This is a genomic window from Indioceanicola profundi, assembly GCF_003568845.1.
In the GTDB taxonomy this organism is placed as follows: Bacteria; Pseudomonadota; Alphaproteobacteria; order Azospirillales; family Azospirillaceae; genus Indioceanicola; species Indioceanicola profundi.
This window is the reverse complement of the sequence record NZ_CP030126.1, coordinates 2,128,162-2,145,606: the sequence shown is the minus strand read 5'-3', so window position 1 is coordinate 2,145,606 and position 17,445 is coordinate 2,128,162. Positions and strand designations below refer to the sequence as shown.

The 17,445-nt window shown below is 67.6% G+C and carries 13 protein-coding genes; 5 read left to right on the top strand and 8 right to left on the bottom strand.

Features of this window, described 5'->3' with window-relative positions; all coding sequences use genetic code 11:
- Position 1 precedes the first annotated feature (1 nt).
- The 7 genes from DOL89_RS10235 to DOL89_RS10205 form a co-directional block, all read right to left on the bottom strand.
- Entirely contained in the window at positions 2–1,132 is a 1,131-nt protein-coding gene (locus DOL89_RS10235) for a CgeB family protein (protein WP_119679057.1), read from the bottom strand.
- Positions 1,132–2,277, bottom strand: coding sequence for an inositol-3-phosphate synthase (locus tag DOL89_RS10230; RefSeq protein ID WP_225889756.1), 1,146 nt, complete (start codon positions 2,275–2,277; stop codon positions 1,132–1,134). The genes DOL89_RS10235 and DOL89_RS10230 overlap by 1 nt, the downstream gene beginning before the upstream one ends.
- 189 nt (positions 2,278–2,466) lie before the next feature.
- Positions 2,467–3,282 (bottom strand): ABC transporter ATP-binding protein, encoded by an 816-nt coding sequence (locus tag DOL89_RS10225; protein WP_119679056.1) that lies wholly within the window; start codon positions 3,280–3,282, stop codon positions 2,467–2,469.
- Positions 3,279–4,049 carry an MlaE family ABC transporter permease gene (locus tag DOL89_RS10220; protein ID WP_119679055.1) on the bottom strand — a complete coding sequence of 257 codons (771 nt, stop codon included), beginning with the start codon at positions 4,047–4,049 and terminating at the stop codon, positions 3,279–3,281. Before DOL89_RS10220 ends, DOL89_RS10225 begins: the two co-directional genes overlap by 4 nt.
- 267 nt (positions 4,050–4,316) lie before the next feature.
- Complete coding sequence (greA, locus tag DOL89_RS10215; RefSeq protein ID WP_119679054.1) at positions 4,317–4,790, bottom strand: transcription elongation factor GreA; 474 nt, start codon at positions 4,788–4,790, stop codon at positions 4,317–4,319.
- An 85-nt stretch (positions 4,791–4,875) separates the two neighbouring features.
- Positions 4,876–8,160 (bottom strand): carbamoyl-phosphate synthase large subunit, encoded by a 3,285-nt coding sequence (gene carB, locus DOL89_RS10210; protein WP_119679053.1) that lies wholly within the window; start codon positions 8,158–8,160, stop codon positions 4,876–4,878.
- Positions 8,161–8,344: 184 nt separating this feature from the next.
- Positions 8,345–8,842, bottom strand: a complete 498-nt coding sequence (locus DOL89_RS10205) for a hypothetical protein (RefSeq protein WP_119679052.1) — start codon at positions 8,840–8,842, stop codon at positions 8,345–8,347.
- Positions 8,843–8,991: 149 nt separating this feature from the next.
- On the opposite strand from DOL89_RS10205, the gene DOL89_RS10200 reads away from it, so the two are divergent.
- The 3 genes from DOL89_RS10200 (at position 8,992) to DOL89_RS10190 (ending at position 13,089) form a co-directional block, all read left to right on the top strand.
- Positions 8,992–10,314: a DUF3618 domain-containing protein gene (locus tag DOL89_RS10200; protein WP_119679051.1), complete on the top strand. Its 1,323-nt coding sequence runs from the start codon at positions 8,992–8,994 to the stop codon at positions 10,312–10,314.
- 146 nt (positions 10,315–10,460) lie between these two features.
- Positions 10,461–11,684, top strand: a complete 1,224-nt coding sequence (locus DOL89_RS10195) for a putative DNA modification/repair radical SAM protein (protein WP_119679050.1) — start codon at positions 10,461–10,463, stop codon at positions 11,682–11,684.
- Between the two features lie 10 nt (positions 11,685–11,694).
- Positions 11,695–13,089, top strand: coding sequence for a UdgX family uracil-DNA binding protein (locus DOL89_RS10190; protein WP_119679049.1), 1,395 nt, complete (start codon positions 11,695–11,697; stop codon positions 13,087–13,089).
- 129 nt (positions 13,090–13,218) lie between these two features.
- On the opposite strand, the gene carA is transcribed toward DOL89_RS10190, so the two are convergent.
- The gene (carA, locus tag DOL89_RS10185; protein ID WP_119679048.1) at positions 13,219–14,385 is read right to left on the bottom strand and encodes a glutamine-hydrolyzing carbamoyl-phosphate synthase small subunit; all 1,167 of its coding nucleotides are present in this window, start codon (positions 14,383–14,385) and stop codon (positions 13,219–13,221) included.
- A 279-nt stretch (positions 14,386–14,664) separates the two neighbouring features.
- Between carA and DOL89_RS10180 the strand changes: the two genes are divergently transcribed.
- Both DOL89_RS10180 and dnaG read left to right on the top strand, forming a co-directional pair.
- A complete protein-coding gene (locus DOL89_RS10180; protein WP_119679047.1) occupies positions 14,665–15,123 on the top strand; it encodes a GatB/YqeY domain-containing protein in 459 nt (152 codons plus the stop codon).
- 208 nt (positions 15,124–15,331) lie between these two features.
- Entirely contained in the window at positions 15,332–17,230 is a 1,899-nt protein-coding gene (dnaG, locus tag DOL89_RS10175) for a DNA primase (RefSeq protein ID WP_119679046.1), read from the top strand.
- Positions 17,231–17,445: the final 215 nt, after the last annotated feature.

Below are 17,445 nucleotides of genomic sequence, written 5' to 3'. Positions count from 1 at the left end.
GTCAGGCTCCAGTCGCGGAGATGGATCGGATGGCGGCGTGCGGATCGGCGTGCCGAGGCAGGGGGCGGCGGGCCGCTTCGATGGCGGACAGCAGCTCGCCGACGCGGGCATCGGCGGTGTGGTCGGCCAGGACCCGCGCCCGCGCCGCCTCCGCGATGCTGCGCAGGGGCTGGTCCTCCATCTCCACGGCGGCTTCGGTGTCCTCGGTGGACTTGGCGACCAGGATTTCCTCGCCGGGCGTGAAGAAATGGTCCAGCCCTTCCCAATGGTCGCTGATCAGGGGGCAGCCGCAGGCCGCCGCCTCGAACAGCCGGCCGGACGGGCACCAGCCCATTTCAGCCATGGCCTTGCGGGTGACGTTCAGCGTCAGCCGGGAGGAGGAGAAGAAGGCCGGATGCTCCGCCGGCGGCAGGTGCCGGACGAAGAAGATGTTGTCCGTCCAGGGGAAATCCTGCGGATATTGGGCGCCGCCGATGCAGAAGCGCCGGTCCGGCAGTTGGCGCGCGGCATCGATGAACAGCTTCTCCAGCGCCTGCTGCCGGTCCTCGGCATAGGTGCCGAGATAGGAGAGGTCGGAGCGGTAATGGGACTGCGGCTCCGTCGGGCGGTGCACCGCTGGGTCGACATGGCCGTACAGCGGAACCGTGCGCTTGGCCCCGAGCCGGTCGCGCAGCAGGTCCAGCGCCCGGCCGCCGGTGTAGCTCAGCACCAGATCGAAGCCGGAGAGCCCGCCGGGCGGCACATAGTCCAGCGTTTCCCCGGCCTCCAGCCGCGACAGCGTGACCGGCGTGTCGAGATCGTAGAAGATGCGGGTGCCGCGCGCCTCCTCCAGCACAAGCTCGCTGGCGGCGATGCCGTCGGGGCAGTAGCTGGTGACCATGGCGGCGTCGGCGTCGGGAAGATGCCGCCGGGCGACCGCCACCGCCTCCTCCCAGTCCCGGTAGAGCACCAGCTCACCGGGGGCGGGCAGTTCGGTCATGTCGCGGTTGTCCGCGTACCAGCTCTGATCCCGCTCCAGGAAAACCAGCTTGTGTCCCCGTCGGGCCAGGGCGGCAGCCAAGCCGCGCCATAGCGTGGCATGCCCGTTGCCCCAGGACGAGGACATGGTCAGGCCGAAGACCAGGAGTTTCATCAGACGGACTCCGCGGCCTCACCGTCGATGAAGGCGCGGGTCAGGGCACGGGCCTCCGCGTCGGTATACTGGCGGGGCGGGGATTTCATGAAATAGCTGGACGGGCCTTCGAGCGGGCCGGCCAAGCCGCGGTCCAGCCCAAGCTTGGCGCAGCGCACGGCGTCGATCACCACGCCGGCCGAATTGGGGCTGTCCCAGACTTCCAGCTTCAGCTCGATGTTCAGCGGAACGTCGCCGAAGCCGGTGCCCTCCATGCGGATATGGCACCATTTCCGGTCGGTCAGCCAGGGGACGAAGTCGCTGGGGCCGACATGGGCGTCCTCATTGGCCAGCGGTTCGGCCATCTGGCTGACGACGCTCTGGGTCTTGCTGATCTTCTTGGATTCCAGCCGCTCCCGCTCCAGCATGTTCATGAAGTCGGAATTGCCGCCGAAATTGAGCTGGTAGGTGTGGTCCAGCCGCACCCCGCGTTCCCGGAACAGGTTGGTCAGCACCCGGTGCACGATGGTGGCGCCGACCTGCGACTTGATATCGTCGCCGATCAGCGGCAGCCCGGCCTCTTCGAAGCGCTGGCGCCATTCCGGCCGGCTGGCGATGAAGACGGGAATGCAGTTGACGAAGGCGCAGCCGGCTTTCAAAGCCTCTCCGGCATAGAACTCCGTCGCCCGCTCCGAGCCGACTGGCAGGTAGGAGACGACGACCTGCGTTCCCGTATCCTGCAGCACCTGCGCGACATTGCAGGGCTGCTCGTCGCTTTCCTTCACGGTTTGGCGGAGATACTTGCCGAACCCGTCCAGGGTGGGGCCGCGGCGAACCGGAACGCCCAGATGCGGCACCTGTGCGAAGCGCTTGGTATTGTTCGGCTCGGCAAGAATCGCTTCCGATACGTCCAACCCAACCTTGGAATGGGCAATGTCGAAGGCGGCGCTGATCTTCACATCGCCGACATGATAGCCGCCGAGACGGACATTCATCAGCCCCGGCACATGGGCATTGTCGCCCGCGTCGCGGTAATAATGGATGCCCTGGACCAGGGAGGAGGCGCAGTTGCCCACCCCGATCAGCGCCACACGGACTTGGCGGTCCTCCCGCGCCTGTTCGTTGCCGCCGTTCCCCTGCTGGATCGCGAATGCGGGTTCCGCCACGTCGTGCTCCGACCGGTGCCGGCACCGTCAACCGGCGCCTCTGATGGAGGGCGACGATTCCTGGCTCAAGCCGATGGTACCGCCGGCACCCGATAGCGCTGAGGCGCGCCCGGGTGCACAGGGTGAACGCGGTCAGTGGGCGGCGGTTCCAGCTTACGTTCGGAGGGAGAAGGGGGCAGCCCGGACGGGTTACAGATTACGGACCTGCATCTGGATCGGGCCCTCGGCCCGGCCATGGATGAACTGCTCCACATAGGGATTGCCGGAGCGGTCGATTTCACTGACGGGGCCGACCCAGATCAGCTTGCCCTGGTACAGCATGGCGATGCGGTCGGCGATCTTGCGGGCCGACGCCATGTCGTGCGTGATGGACAGGGTCGTGGCGCCCAGATCCTTCACGCACTTCACGATCAGGTCGTTGATCACGTCCGACATGATCGGGTCCAGGCCGGTGGTCGGCTCATCGAAGAAGATGATCTCCGGCTGGGTGGCGACGGCGCGGGCGAGGCCGACGCGCTTCTGCATGCCGCCGGACAGCTCGGCCGGGAACAGGTCCGCCACTTCCGGCTTCAGCCCGACGGCGCCCAGGGTCGCGATGGCCCGCTCCCGCGCTTCCCGGCGGCCCAGCCCCTGCCCCTGGATCAGGCCGAAGGCCACATTCTCCCAGACCGGCAGGCTGTCGAACAGGGCGGCGCCCTGGAACAGCATGCCGAACTTCCGCATCATCGCCTCCCGGTCGCGGCCGGTGGCATAGGTCGTGTCCTCCCCGTCGATCAGGATCTTGCCCTGGTCGGGACGGAGGATGCCCAGGATGCATTTCAGCAGCACGGACTTGCCGGTGCCGGAACCGCCGATGATGACGACGCTTTCGCCGCGCGCGATATCCAGGTCGACGCCGTCCAGCACCACCTTGGAACCGAAGGCCTTGCGGACGCTGCGCAGGGAGATCTTCGGCACGCTGCCGTTGCCGTTGCCGTTGCCGTTGCCGGTGTTGGTTGGGCTCATGAGAAGAAGATCCCCGTCAGCAGGTAGTTCAGCACCAGGATCAGGATGCTGGCGCTGACCACCGCGTTGGTGGTGGCCGCACCCACGCCCTGGGCGCCGCCCCTGGAATTGTAGCCGTGATAGCAGCCCATCAGCGAGATCACGAAGCCGAAGGCCGCCGCCTTCACCAGGCCGGAGACCACGTCCATCACCTCCAGATACTGCCAGGAGTTCCGGATGTAGGTCGCGGGGTTGAAATCCAGCCGGTAGACGCTGATCAGGAAGCCGCCGAAGACGCCGATGATGTCCGCCACCAGCACCAGGCAGGGCAGCATCAGCACGCCGGCGATCAGCCGCGGGGCGATCAAGTACTTGAAGGGGTTGGTGCTCAGCGTGGTCAGCGCGTCCACCTGCTCCGTCACCCGCATCGTGCCCAGTTCCGCCGCCATGGCGGCGCCGATGCGCCCCGCCACCATCAGCCCCGCCAGCACCGGTCCCAGTTCGCGGGTGACGGACAGGACCACCACGGTGGCGATGGCGCTCTCCGCCTCGAAGCGGGAGAAGCCGCTGTAGCTCTGCAGCGCCAGCACCATGCCGGTGAAGATGGCGGTCAGCCCCACCACGGGCAGGCTGTAATAGCCGATATCCATCATCTGCCGGCCGAGATGGCGCAGATAGAAGGGTGGGCGCACGCAGTGGGACAGGGCCAATGCGGTGAACATCATCAGCCGGCCCGTCGCTTCCATGAAGGTCAGGGCGGTGCGGCCGATAGGGCTGAGAAAGGGCATGGGCGATCCGGCGCTTCTGCTTGGTCCGGTGCCAAGGACCGGACGGGGACGAAGGGGATATAGCAAGCCCCGCCCGAAAGGGCACCCCCTGGCGATCGGATCGGGGATCGGGCGGTGGGAGAACACGGCCCAGACGAACAAGGGTACGGCGACCGTACCCTTTTATCTTCCCGTCATCCCGACGAAAGCCGGGATGACGAAGGAATTCATACAAACAACCTGCCTGGGAACAGCAACCTGTCGGCCGATCCGACCCTGCGCCCCCGCTTACTTGAAGGCGATGTCGATGATTTCGTAGCTCTTGGAGCCGCCGGGTGTGGTCACTTCCACCGCTTCTCCGACATGCTTGCCGATCAGGGCACGCGCCAGCGGGCTGGTGATAGAGATGAAGCCGGATTTGATGTCGCTCTCATCCTGGCCGACGATCTGGTAGGTGGACTCCTCGTCCGTATCCTCATCCGCCAGCGTGACGGTCGCGCCGAACTTGATGCTGTCGCCGGACAGCTTCGACGGCTCGATCACCTCGGCACGGGAGATCTTGTCCTCCAGCTCCATGACACGGCCTTCGATGAAGGACTGGCGCTCACGCGCGGCGTGGTATTCCGCGTTCTCCGACAGATCACCATGCTCGCGGGCCTCGGCGATGGCCTTGATCACCGCCGGCCGTTCGACGCTCTTCAGGTGCTTCAGCTCTTCCTGCAGCCGGTTGAACCCCCGGGCCGTCATCGGAACCTTTTCCATCGTTCCCTACTTCCTGCGTGAACGCGTTAGCGCAAGATAATAAAAGCCCAACGGCGCGGTTTCCCGCGCCGCAGGCGCCTTGCCTTCAGTATGACCCGCTGAGGTAGGACTGCAACGGTGCAACTTCAAGGCTACCGGTTCTCAGGGCCGAGATGGCCTCCACAGCCGCCCGAGCCCCCGCCACCGTCGTGTAATAAGGGATGTTATTGGCGAGCGCCGTGCGGCGCAAGCTGAAGCTATCATTCAGCGCCTGGGCACCTTCGGTAGTATTAAAGATCAGGGCGACTTCACCGTTGATCATGGCATCGACGATATGGGGCTGCCCCTCCAGCACCTTGTTGATGGGAGAGACCTCCACGTCGTGGTCCCGCAGGAACTGGGCGGTACCGCGGGTGGCGATGACCTTGAAGCCCATGGCGAGCAGCCGCTTGGCCACAGGAACCATGGTGGGCTTGTCGCGCTCGCGCACGCTGATAAAGACAGTACCTTCCTTCGGCAGGGTCACGTTCGCGCCGAGCTGGCTTTTGGCGAAGGCCTTGGCGAAGTCCGCATCCAGCCCCATCACCTCGCCCGTGCTCTTCATCTCCGGCCCCAGGAGGATGTCCACGCCGGGGAAGCGGTTGAACGGGAACACGGCTTCCTTGACCGCGGTGTGCGGCGGGAAGGGGCCGGTCAGCTTGAAGTCGGACAGCTTCTCCCCGGCCATGACGCGGGCGGCGATCTTGGCGATGGGCGTGCCGGTGGCCTTGGCGACGAAGGGCACCGTGCGGCTGGCGCGCGGATTGACCTCCAGGATGTAGATGTCGAAGCCGGCCGGGCCGGTGCTGCCCTCGCTCTGCTTGACCGCGAACTGCACATTCATCAGCCCGACGACCTTCAGCCCCTTGGCCAGCTTCACCGCCTGGACCGACAGCTCATCCACCACCTCGCGGGGGAGGGTGTAGGGCGGCAGGGCGCAGGCGCTGTCGCCGGAATGGATGCCGGCCTCCTCGATATGCTCCATGATGCCGGCGACATAGACCTCGCCCGTGGCGTCGGCCACGGCGTCCACATCCACCTCGATGGCGTCCTGGAGATAGGAGTCGATCAGCACCGGGTTGCGGCCGGACACCTTCACGGCGGTGTGGATGTAGCGCTTCAGCCCGGCCATGTCGTAGACGATCTCCATCGCCCGGCCGCCCAGCACATAGCTGGGGCGGATGACGACGGGGAAGCCGATGCGGGATGCCACGGCCTCCGCCTCCTCCAGGCTGCGGGCCAGGCCGTTGGCCGGCTGGCGCAGGTCGAGATCGTTCAGCAGCTTCTGGAACCGCTCCCGGTCCTCCGCCAGGTCGATGGCGTCCGGGGTGGTGCCCAGGATCGGGATGCCGGCCAGCTCCAGCTCATGCGCCAGCTTCAGCGGGGTCTGGCCGCCGAACTGGACGATGGCTCCCTTGACCGTGCCATTCGACTGCTCGACCCGCACCAGCTCGATCACATCCTCCGCCGTCAGCGGCTCGAAATAGAGCCGGTCGGAGGTGTCGTAGTCCGTGGAGACGGTTTCCGGGTTGCAGTTGACCATGATGGTCTCATACCCGGCTTCCTGCAGGGCATAGACGGCATGGACGCAGCAATAGTCGAACTCGATGCCCTGGCCGATGCGGTTCGGGCCCATGCCCAGGATGACCACCTTCTCGCGGTCGGTCGGACGGCTTTCGCACTCCGCCGGCTCCAGCCCGTTCCCCTCATAGGTGGAGTACATGTAGGGCGTGTTGCTCTCGAACTCCGCGGCACAGGTGTCGATGCGCTTGAAGACGGGGCGCACGCCCAGCGCGCGCCGGCGCTGCGCCACCTCGTCCTCGCTGCGGCCGGTCAGATGGGCGATGCGGGCGTCGGAGAAGCCCATCGCCTTGATGCCGTTGAGCTTGCGGGCGTCCAGCCCGTCCAGGCCGAAGCCCCTGATCCCGGCTTCCGTCTCCACGATGGACTGGATCTGGCGCAGGAACCAGGGATCGTACTTGCACTCCTCGTAGATCTGCTCGACCGTCCAGCCGTGGCGCATGGCCTGGGCGACGTACAGCAGCCGCTCCGGCGTCGGGCGGGACAGCAGGGCGCGCATCCGGGCATGGTCCACCACGCCGTTGCCGTCGGTCAGGTCCACCTCGTCCAGGCCGGTCAGGCCGGTCTCCATGGAGCGCAGGCCCTTCTGCAGCGACTCCGCGAAGGTGCGGCCGATGGACATGGCCTCGCCCACCGACTTCATGGAGGTGGTCAGGGTGTTGTCGGCGCCGGAGAACTTCTCGAACGCGAAGCGCGGGATCTTGGTGACCACATAGTCGATGGTCGGCTCGAAGCTGGCCGGCGTGGTGCCGGTGATGTCGTTGTCCAGCTCATCCAGCGTGTAGCCCACCGCCAGCTTGGCCGCGATCTTGGCGATCGGGAAGCCGGTCGCCTTGGAGGCGAGGGCGGAGGAGCGGCTGACGCGCGGATTCATCTCGATCACGACCATGCGGCCGGTATCGGGATTGACGCCGAACTGCACGTTGGACCCGCCGGTATCCACACCGATCTCGCGCAGCACCGCCAGACTGGCGTTGCGCATGATCTGGTATTCCTTGTCGGTCAGGGTCAGCGCCGGCGCGACCGTCATGCTGTCGCCGGTATGGACGCCCATGGCGTCGATATTCTCGATGGAGCAGACGATGATGCAGTTGTCGGCGCTGTCGCGCACGACCTCCATCTCGTACTCCTTCCAGCCCAGGACGGACTCCTCGATCAGGACCTCGTGCACCGGGCTGGCGCGCAGGCCGCCCTTCACGATCTCCTCGAACTCCGCCTTGTTGTAGGCGATGCCGCCGCCGGTGCCGGCCAGGGTGAAGCTGGGGCGGATGATGGCGGGCAGGCCGACATAGCCCAGCGCGTCCAGCGCCTCGTCGTAATTCTTCACCAGACGCGACTTCGGGCTTTCCAGCCCGATCTTGTCCATGGCGTCGCGGAACAGCAGCCGGTCCTCGGCCTTCTCGATCACGTCGGCCTTGGCGCCGATCATCTCCACGCCCAGCCGGTCCAGCGTACCGTCGCGGAACAGGGCGAGCGCGGTGTTCAGCGCGGTCTGTCCGCCCATGGTGGGCAGCAGCGCGTCGGGCCGCTCCTTCTCCAGGATCTTCGCCACCATGGCCGGCGTGATCGGCTCGATATAGGTGGCGTCCGCCATGTTCGGATCGGTCATGATCGTGGCGGGGTTGGAATTCACCAGGATGACCCGGTAGCCTTCCTCCCGAAGGGCCTTGCACGCCTGGACGCCCGAATAGTCGAATTCGCAGGCCTGACCGATGACGATCGGCCCGGCACCAATGATGCAGATGGATTTTATGTCGGTGCGCTTCGGCATGGGCCTGCTTCTCTGGTCAAAAGGGTCGCCATGGTCGCACGAAAGCACCCCGGCCCTAGCAATTGGGCGGGGGGTGCCCGGCTGACCGCCCTATATAGAGACGCCGGCCATACAGGGGAAGTTCGGATACCGGGGTGCGGGCATGCGCCAGTGACGCAGCCGGCAGGAACATGAAGGATCAGCCTCAGGGGCCGACGAAGTAGGGGCGGATATCCTCCAGCAGGGCGGTGTGTACGGTGCAGCGCCCCGTGTCCTGCTCTTCGAAGAAATAGACGGTGTCCTCGCGGCGCAGCCGGCCCGGATCGACCAGATTGATGGCCGCCCTGCCATAGGCCACGCCCAATGGCTGCTCCTGCGGGCCGAAGGCGCGGTACAGCAGGTTCACGCGCTGTATGAACCGGCCCCGCCGGCACGCAGCCGACAATTCGGGCGATGGCGCCAGGAGGTCGGCGGCCGGCCGGTCGAAGGCATAGACGATGCGATCCCGCGAACGCCAGGAAGGCCTGGGCGGCGGCACCTCGCGCTTCAGCTCCCGGTCGATGGGCGGAGACCCCGGCGCCTGGGGGACTGCGGGGGAGGGAACCTGATCGGGCGGGCGGACGTCAGCGGCAGGGGCGGGTGTGGAAAGGCAGGCCGTCCCCGCCAGCACCGCCAGCGTCAAGCCCCGTGCCCACCGCCACATTCCCGCCCTCCAGCCTCAAGTCCCGGCCAGTCTAGACCAGGGCGCACGCTGCTCCAATGGCTGCGCCCCATGGGCGGGCGGCATGGAGGATGAAACTCTTTCGGTGGCTCGGCAGTTGAAAGGGGAACATTGGACCAGGAGGAGTTTCCATGGCGACGCGTTCCGAGGAAATCGAGCGGGAGATAGAGGAAACCCGCCGCGACATGACCCGTACCGTCAGCGCAATCGAACGCCGCCTGTCTCCGGACGGCATGATGGACGGAGCGATGTCCTGGCTGCGGGACAACCCGAAGGGCCGCGCCCTGGTGGATGATGTGACCGAGGTGGTGGCGCGCAATCCGCTGCCCGTTGTGCTGATCGGCATCGGGCTGGGCTGGCTGGCCTGGGAGATCGCCGGCGGCGGACGTCGGAGCGCCGGGCGCTACCGCCCGATGCGCGACCGGCTGGGGCCGAACTTCCCGGCTGAGCGCCACCACATGCATGTGGAGGATGGCGGCAGCAGCGCCTATGGCGGCTCCCCCGACCCGGAGACGCTGGTCGGCTATCGCCGTGGTACGGAGAGTGCCGCGCAGGCGGCAGAGGCATTCCGGGACACCGACCGCGGAACCGGCATGGGCGGCAATGGCGGCCGCAGCTCCACCTCCGGCATCTCCACCTCCGGCATCACCGGCACCGGCCCCTATCGTCCGACGGGCCTGCGTAGCGGCTCCACCAGCTTCCCACGAGCGGGTGAGCCGGGCGGACCCGGCTACGGCCCCTCCGTAACTCCTGCGGCTCCGAAGCCGGCCTCCAACCTGGGCACCACCGCAGGCGCGGCTGGCAGCGCCGGAATGACCGGTACGGGCAGCTCTGCCGGCAGCACGGGTGCGGGCAGCACCGGGGCCGGAATGGGCGCGCTGGCCGGCGGCGGCTCCAGCTCCACCGGCGCGGCAGGGACTTCCACGGGCTCTGCAACCGGTTTCATGTCCGGCACGGACAGCAACTCCAGCTCCCCCGACCCGCAGAAGCTGACCGGCTATAACCGGTCCGGCGAGAAGGCGTCCGACGCCGCCAAGGCGTTCGAGCCGGGCGGCTCCTCAACCGGCACGACGGGTTCGGGCACGTCCACCGGCATGTCTACCGGCACGACGGGATCGACGCCGTCCTCCACCGGCAGGCTGGCGACCAACACGTCGGATGGCACCACCGGTTCCGGCATGTCCGCCGGCACGGTCGGTCTGGGCACGTCCACCGGCAATCCGGCCTCGGGCACGGCCGGCAGCTCGACCTCGTCCTCCAGCTCCGTCGATGCGGACAAGCTGGTCGGAACCCAGCGGTCGGGTGAGAAGGCGGCGGGCGCCGCCAAGGCCTTCGAGGGCGACGGTTCCTCCACCGGGACCACCGGGCCGGGCACGCCGATGACGGACAATTCCAAGCGCTTCGGCGGTCTCGGCACCGACCTTCCGGGCTCCACCGGCAAGGACCGCACCTGAGCATCTGTCGAACCTGGGCAACTGACGTAAAAGCGCCCCGCGGGCTTCCGGCCCGCGGGGTGTTTCCTGTCGCACCCGGTTTCCCGATCCTACCCGCGCACTATATGGAACATACAGCGAACCAGTGAGCGGGAACGGGGCCGGGGATGGAGCTGCGGGAAAAGCTGGAGGTGCTGGCGGATGCCGCCAAATACGACGCCTCCTGCGCGTCCAGCGGGACGGAGAAGCGGAATTCGGCCGGGGCCATGGGCGCCATCGGCTCCACCGAGGGGATGGGCATCTGCCATGCCTACGCGCCCGACGGGCGCTGCATCTCCCTACTGAAGATATTGCTGACCAACTTCTGCATCTATGACTGCCTCTACTGCGTGAACCGGCGCTCCAGCAACGTCCGCCGCGCCCGCTTCACGCCGGAGGAGGTGGTGAAGCTCACGCTGGGCTTCTATCGCCGCAACTATATCGAGGGCCTGTTCCTCAGCTCCGGCATCATCCAGTCGCCGGACTACACGATGGAGCAGTTGGTCCGGGTGGCGAAGCTGCTGCGGGAGGAGCACGGGTTCCGCGGCTATATCCACCTGAAGACCATCCCGGACGCCGCCCCGGAGCTGCTGGCGGAGGCCGGGCGCTATGCCGACCGGCTGAGCATCAATATCGAGCTGCCGGCGGAACCGTCGCTGGGGCGGCTGGCCCCGGAGAAGGATGCTCGCGCCATCCGCCGCTCCATGGGCAATCTGCGCCTGAGGATCGAGGAGGCGAAGGAGGGTCCCAAGGCTCCCCGCTTCGCCCCGGCCGGGCAGAGCACGCAGATGATCGTAGGGGCGGACGGCACCGACGACCGCGGCATCCTGGCGACCAGCTCCACCCTCTATGCCGGATACCGGCTGCGGCGCGTCTACTACTCCGCCTTCAGCCCCATCCCGGACAGCAGCGCCGCCCTGCCGCTCCAGGCCCCGCCGCTGGTGCGGGAGAACCGGCTTTACCAGGCGGACTGGCTGATGCGCTTCTATGGTTTCGAGGTGGCGGAGATCGTGCCCGAATCGGGGAATCTCGACCTGCAGATCGATCCCAAGCTGGCCTGGGCGCTCCGCAACCGCGACCGCTTTCCGGTGGATGTGAATCTGGCCGACCGGGAGCTTCTGCTTCGGGTGCCGGGGCTGGGTGTCCGCACGGTGGACAAGCTGCTGTCCATCCGGCGGCACAAGGCCGTGCGGATGGAGGATCTGGGACGGCTGCGGGTGCCGCTGGCCAAGGTGGCGCCCTTCATCGTCACCGCGGACAGGCAGATCGGCCGCTCCCCCCTGGACCGGTTGGACCTGCGCAAGCGCCTGGCCCCGAAGCCGGAGCAGCTCAGCCTCGATCTGGCGGCTTGAGGGGGTGGCGATGTACGCGGTGCCCCTGGACGGGCCGGTCGATCTCGCCGGATGGCGCACCGCCGCGCGGCGGCTGGTCCTGGCCGGGGTCGAGCCGGCGGCGGTGGACTGGCGGCCGGATGGCGGCGCCGGGCTGTTCGGGGATGCGCTGCCGCCGGAACCGACCGCGGCCGGCGGCTTCACCGTGCCGCGACGCTTCCTGGAACTGGCCGATGCCGTGGTCTGCCACCGCGATCCGGAGCGGTTCGGCCTGCTCTACCGGCTGCTCTGGCGGCTGGCGAAGGAAGAGCCGGCACTTCTGGAGATATCCTCCGACCGGGACGTCCATCGGGCCATGGCGCTGGAAAAGGCCGTGCGGCGTGACGAGCACAAGATGCATGCCTTCGTGCGCTTCCGGGAGCGGGACGGGCATTATCTCGCCTGGTTCGAGCCGGACCACCACATCGTCGAGCGTGCCGCGCCCTTCTTCGCCCGCCGCTTCGCCTCCATGCGCTGGTCCATCCTGACGCCCGAGCGCAGTGCGCATTGGGACGGCGACACGCTGCACTTCACGCCCGGCGCCCGCCGGGCGGACGTGCCGGACGAGGACGCGCTGGAAGCCTATTGGCAGAGCTACTACGCCAGCATCTTCAATCCCGCCCGGCTGAAGGTCGCCGCCATGCGGTCGGAGATGCCGAAGAAGTACTGGCGCAACCTGCCGGAGGCCCAGCTCATCACGCCCCTGGTGCGCGGTGCCGCCGCACGGGCGGCGGAGATGGTCGCGACTGTGCCCAGCCTGCCCGCCGCACGGGCGGAGCGCTGGGGCTGCGGGGCGATGCCGGATCGAAGCGGGACGGAAGGCGGGCTCCAGGCCTGCCGCCGCTGCCCGCTCTGGCAGCCGGCGACACAGGCCGTGCCGGGGGAGGGGCCGCCGAATGCCGCGCTGATGCTGGTGGGGGAGCAGCCGGGCGACCAGGAAGATCTGGCCGGCCGCCCCTTCGTCGGGCCGGCGGGGCAGGTCCTGGACAGGGCGCTGGCGGAGGCCGGCATCGTGCGGGCGGACGCCTACCTGACCAACGCGGTCAAGCATTTCAAATTCACCCCGCGCGGCAAGCGCCGCATCCATCAGAAGCCGGATGCCGGCGAGATCGAAAGCTGCCGTTGGTGGCTGGAGGAGGAGATACGCACGGTGCGGCCGCGCCTGATCGTGGCGCTGGGCGCCACCGCCGGCCGCGCCCTGCTGGGCCGTGAGGTCAAGGTGCAGCAGGAGCGCGGGCGGATGATGGAGATCGGGGAGGGGCGTCGCCTGCTGCTCACCGTCCACCCCTCCTACCTGCTGCGCCTGCCGGACGAGGCCGCCAAGGTGCGGGAATATGCGAGGTTCGTGGAGGATTTGAGGATGGCGGCGCAGGTCGGACCTGCGTAGGCAGGGCCCGCATCGTTCTGGAATGTCGGCCGGGCCATGCCCGACCGACCTACGCGATGCTCTCGCCCCGCCCTGAGCCTGTCGTTGCCGCAGGCGGCCAGGGCAGGACGGTACCCTACGGGTGCAGACTCAATACCGCCCTTCGATGGCGTCCACGAAGCGCTGGAACAGATAGTGGCTGTCCTGCGGGCCGGGGCTGGCTTCCGGATGGTACTGGACGGAGAAGACCGGCTTGCCCTTCACCCGCAGCCCCTCGTTCGTGCCGTCGAACAGGGAAACGTGGGTCGGCTCCACATCGGTGGGCAGGCTGTCCGGAACCACGACGAAGCCATGGTTCTGGCTGGTGATCTCCACCTTGCCGGTGGCCAGGTCCTTGACCGGGTGGTTCGCGCCGCGGTGGCCCTGGTGCATCTTCTCGGTCTTCGCACCCAGCGCCAGGGCCAGCATCTGATGGCCGAGGCAGATGCCGAAGGTCGGCACGCCGGCGTCCAGCACGCCCCGGATCATCGGAACGGCATACTGGCCGGTGGCGGCCGGGTCGCCGGGACCGTTGGACAGGAAGACGCCGTCCGGCTTGTGGGCCAGAACCTCGTCCGCCGTGGCGGTGGCGGGCACCACGGTGACCTTCACGCCGGCGGCGGCCAGGCAGCGCAGGATGTTGCGCTTGGCGCCGAAATCCACGGCCACGACATGGTGCTTCGGATTCTCCTGGACGCCGTAACCGTCGCCGATGGTCCAGGTGGTCTCATTCCAGCTGTAGGACTGGCGGGAGGACACCTCCTTGGCCAGATCCATGCCGGTCAGGCCGGGCCACTCGCGGGCGACCTTGATCAGGGCCGGGATGTCGAACTTCCCGTCGGGCGCATGCGCCACCACGCCGGTGGGCGCGCCGGCATCGCGGATGCGGCGGGTCAGCTTGCGGGTGTCCACACCCGACAGGCCGATCAGGTCGTAGCTCTTCAGCCACTCGTCCAGGTTCCGGGTGGCGCGCCAGTTGGCCGGGTCGGTGATGTCCGCCTTCAGGATCAGCCCGCGCGCCACCGGCGTCACGGTCTCGATATCCTCTGGATTGGCGCCGACATTGCCGACATGGGGGAAAGTGAAGGTGATGATCTGGCCGGCATAGCTGGGGTCGGTCAGGATTTCCTGGTACCCGGTCATGGAGGTGTTGAAGCACACCTCGCCCACCCGGTGGCCGGCGGCGCCGATGCCGCGGCCCCAGACGACTGTTCCATCGGCCAGGACCAGTGCGCCGGTGGCGCCCTCGGGCTGCGGGCTGAACGTCGTCTCGGTCATGCGGCACCTTATAGAAGGGGGCGGCCCAGTCGCGGCAAGAACGCCCGGACGGCCATGGCCGTCAGGCGTCCCCGGTCGCGGGCCGATCTGGTTAACCGGTCCAGATAGACAAGCCGACCCGCCGGGTCAACCCGATGCGCGGACATGGCAGGGCAGGGTCCAGAGCACATGACAGTCCACAGCGTGTTAAGCCATTCACCGCCGCCCGCCCGGAGGACTTCCGCAGACGCGAAAATCTGCGTAGGGTTGGCGCAACTACACGAGTGAGGACCCCTGATCATGCTCCGCACACGGTTGAACGAGGCCCTGAAAGAGGCCATGCGCGCCAAGGACCAGCGGGCCACGGCCACGCTGCGCCTGATCCTGGCCGCGCTGAAGGACAGGGACATCGCCGCGCGCGGCCGGGGCGTCACCGAAGGCATCGACGATGCCGAGCTACTGTCCATGTTGCAGACCATGGTGAAGCAGCGCCGCGAGAGCATCCAGCTCTACGAGCAGGGCGGCCGGCTGGAACTTGCCCAGCAGGAGCAGGAGGAGATCGCCGTCATCGAGGGCTTCATGCCGAAGCAGCTCGACGAGACGGAAACCCGCGCCGCCATCTCGGCGCTGGTCGAGGAAACAGGCGCCACCGGCATCAAGGACATGGGCCGCGTGATGGCCGAGCTGCGCAGCCGCTACGCCGGCCAGATGGATTTCGCCAAGGCCTCCGGCTACGTGCGTGAGAAGCTGGCCTGCTGAGCAGGCGCTGGAGGCGTCCGGAAGCGCCGCTTTCCGGCGGGGCTGTGGATAAGTGGGTATCCTGGGGATAAGTTCGCGATGCCGGTGCGCGGCGTGGAAAACGGGCCGGAAGGTGCGTTAGCATCACAGGCTTGAACGGTCCCTGTGCGGGCGGGCGGCTTCCAGCCGGTCCCATGCTCCGCGTCCCGTGACCTGGTTTCGTGTGCCCATGGCCCTGCCACCGCAGTTTCTGGAAGAGTTGCGCTCCCGCCTCGGCCTGTCGGACGTGGTGGGCAAGCGCATGCGCCTGACCCGCGCCGGCCGCGAGTTCAAGGCGCCGTGCCCCTTCCATAATGAGAAGACGCCCAGCTTCTACCTCAACGACCAGAAGGGATTCTTCCACTGCTTCGGCTGCGGGGCGCATGGCGACATCATCGGCTTCGTCATGCGGCACGACAACCTCTCCTTCATGGAGGCGGTGGAGCTGCTGGCCGGGGAGGCGGGTCTCCAGGTTCCCAAGGCGACCCCGCAGGAGCGGCAGAAGTTCGAGCGGCAGAAGACCCTGTTCGACCTGGTGGAGCGGGCCTGCCGCTATTTCGAGGCGCAGCTCCGCACGTCCGCCGGCCGCGCCGCCCTGGACTATCTGAAGGGCCGCGGGCTGGAGGAGGAGGCGATCTCCCGCTTCCGTCTCGGCTATGCGCCGCAGGACGGGGCGGGGCTGCGCCATGAGCTGATCTCCGCCGGCTTCTCCGAGGCGCAGCTCGTGGAGGCGGGACTGTTCAAGCGCCCGGATGACGGCCGCTCGCCCTTCGCCTTCTTCCGCAACCGGGTCATGTTCCCGGTGACCGACCGCCGGGGGCAGGTGGTGGCCTTCGGCGCTCGCATCCTGGAAGGGACGGGGCCGAAATACATCAATTCCGCCGACAATCCGCTCTTCCACAAGGGACGGCTGCTCTATGGGATGAGCCGGGCGCGGCAGGCCGCCAGCGACGGGCAGGCGCTGGTCGTCACCGAGGGCTATATGGACGTGATCTCCTGCGTCCTGGCCGGGTTCGGTGGGGCGGTGGCCCCGCTGGGCACGGCGCTGACGGAGACGCAGATCCAGGAGCTGTGGAAGCTGGCGCCGGAGGGCAGGCGCACCCCCATCCTCTGCTTCGACGGCGACAATGCCGGCCGCCGGGCCGCCTTCCGCGCCATCGAGCGGCTGCTGCCGCTGCTGCAGCCCGACCATTCGGCCCGCGTCGCCTTCCTGCCGGAGAAGGAGGACCCGGACAGCCTGATCCGCGCCGGCGGCGCCTCCGCTTTCCAGATCGTGCTGGACCGGGCGAAGCCCCTGGCCGAGGTACTGTGGGACATGGAGGCCCAGGGGCGCGACCTGACCCTGGCCGACGAACGCGCGGGGTTGGAAGCGGCGCTGGGCGAGCGCTGCAAGCAGATTCAGCATCCCGGCGTGCGCCGCGCGTACGAACAGGACATGCGCGACCGCATGTACCAGTTCACCCGGCAGTCCCGTAGGAACAACGCGGCCGGCGGGCGCGGGGCGGCCGGAGGCGGCGGCTTCGGCGGCGCGCGCCGGCCCATCGATGCCGGCGGGGTGATCGGGGTGGTATTGCCGGTCAGCCGGCACTGGGACCCGCGCTTCCGTTCCGGCGTGGTGCGGACGGAACCGCGCTGGCGCGAACGGCTGCTGATCCTGCCGCTGCTGAATCATCCCGAACTTTTCGAGGATATTGGGGAAACGCTGGCACAGGTGAATTTCAGCGATCCGGAACTTGAAAGGTTGCGCGGGGAACTGCTCGCCTGCCTGTCCATGAATTCCGGACTTGACGCCGATGAATTGCGTCGCCACTTGTCTGGCCGTGGCTTTCTCGGGACGCTGGAAGGTCTGCTGAGTGCAGACGCGCCGAAATTCGCGCAACCAGGAGCGTCCATCGAAGCTGCGAGGAGTGGTTGGCAGGAAGTCTGGCTGGCGTCCCAGGAATTGGCGCTCCAGGCGGAGTTGCGGGAGGCGGAACGGCGTCTCGTTGATGAATTCAGCGAGGAGAATCTGGCCCGACTCGAAGCGCTACGCCAGGAGGTGCTGCACCGGAGGGGGCATGCGGCCGGGCTGACGGAACTGGAGGAGTAGGTGCTGTTCACGCCTTGGTCCCTGTGGCCCGGGCGCAACGGGCCGCCACTCCGGCATAAGTGTGTCTTAAAGAACACAGCCGGATGCCAGACCACGGACTATATGGCACAGGGATAGGGGACAGGACGACCGAGCTGTTGCTCGAGTCGGCCAGTTGCGTTTACGACAAGCGCCTTTCGGGACTCGCGCCTGTGCGGTTTCCGAGGGCACCAGCC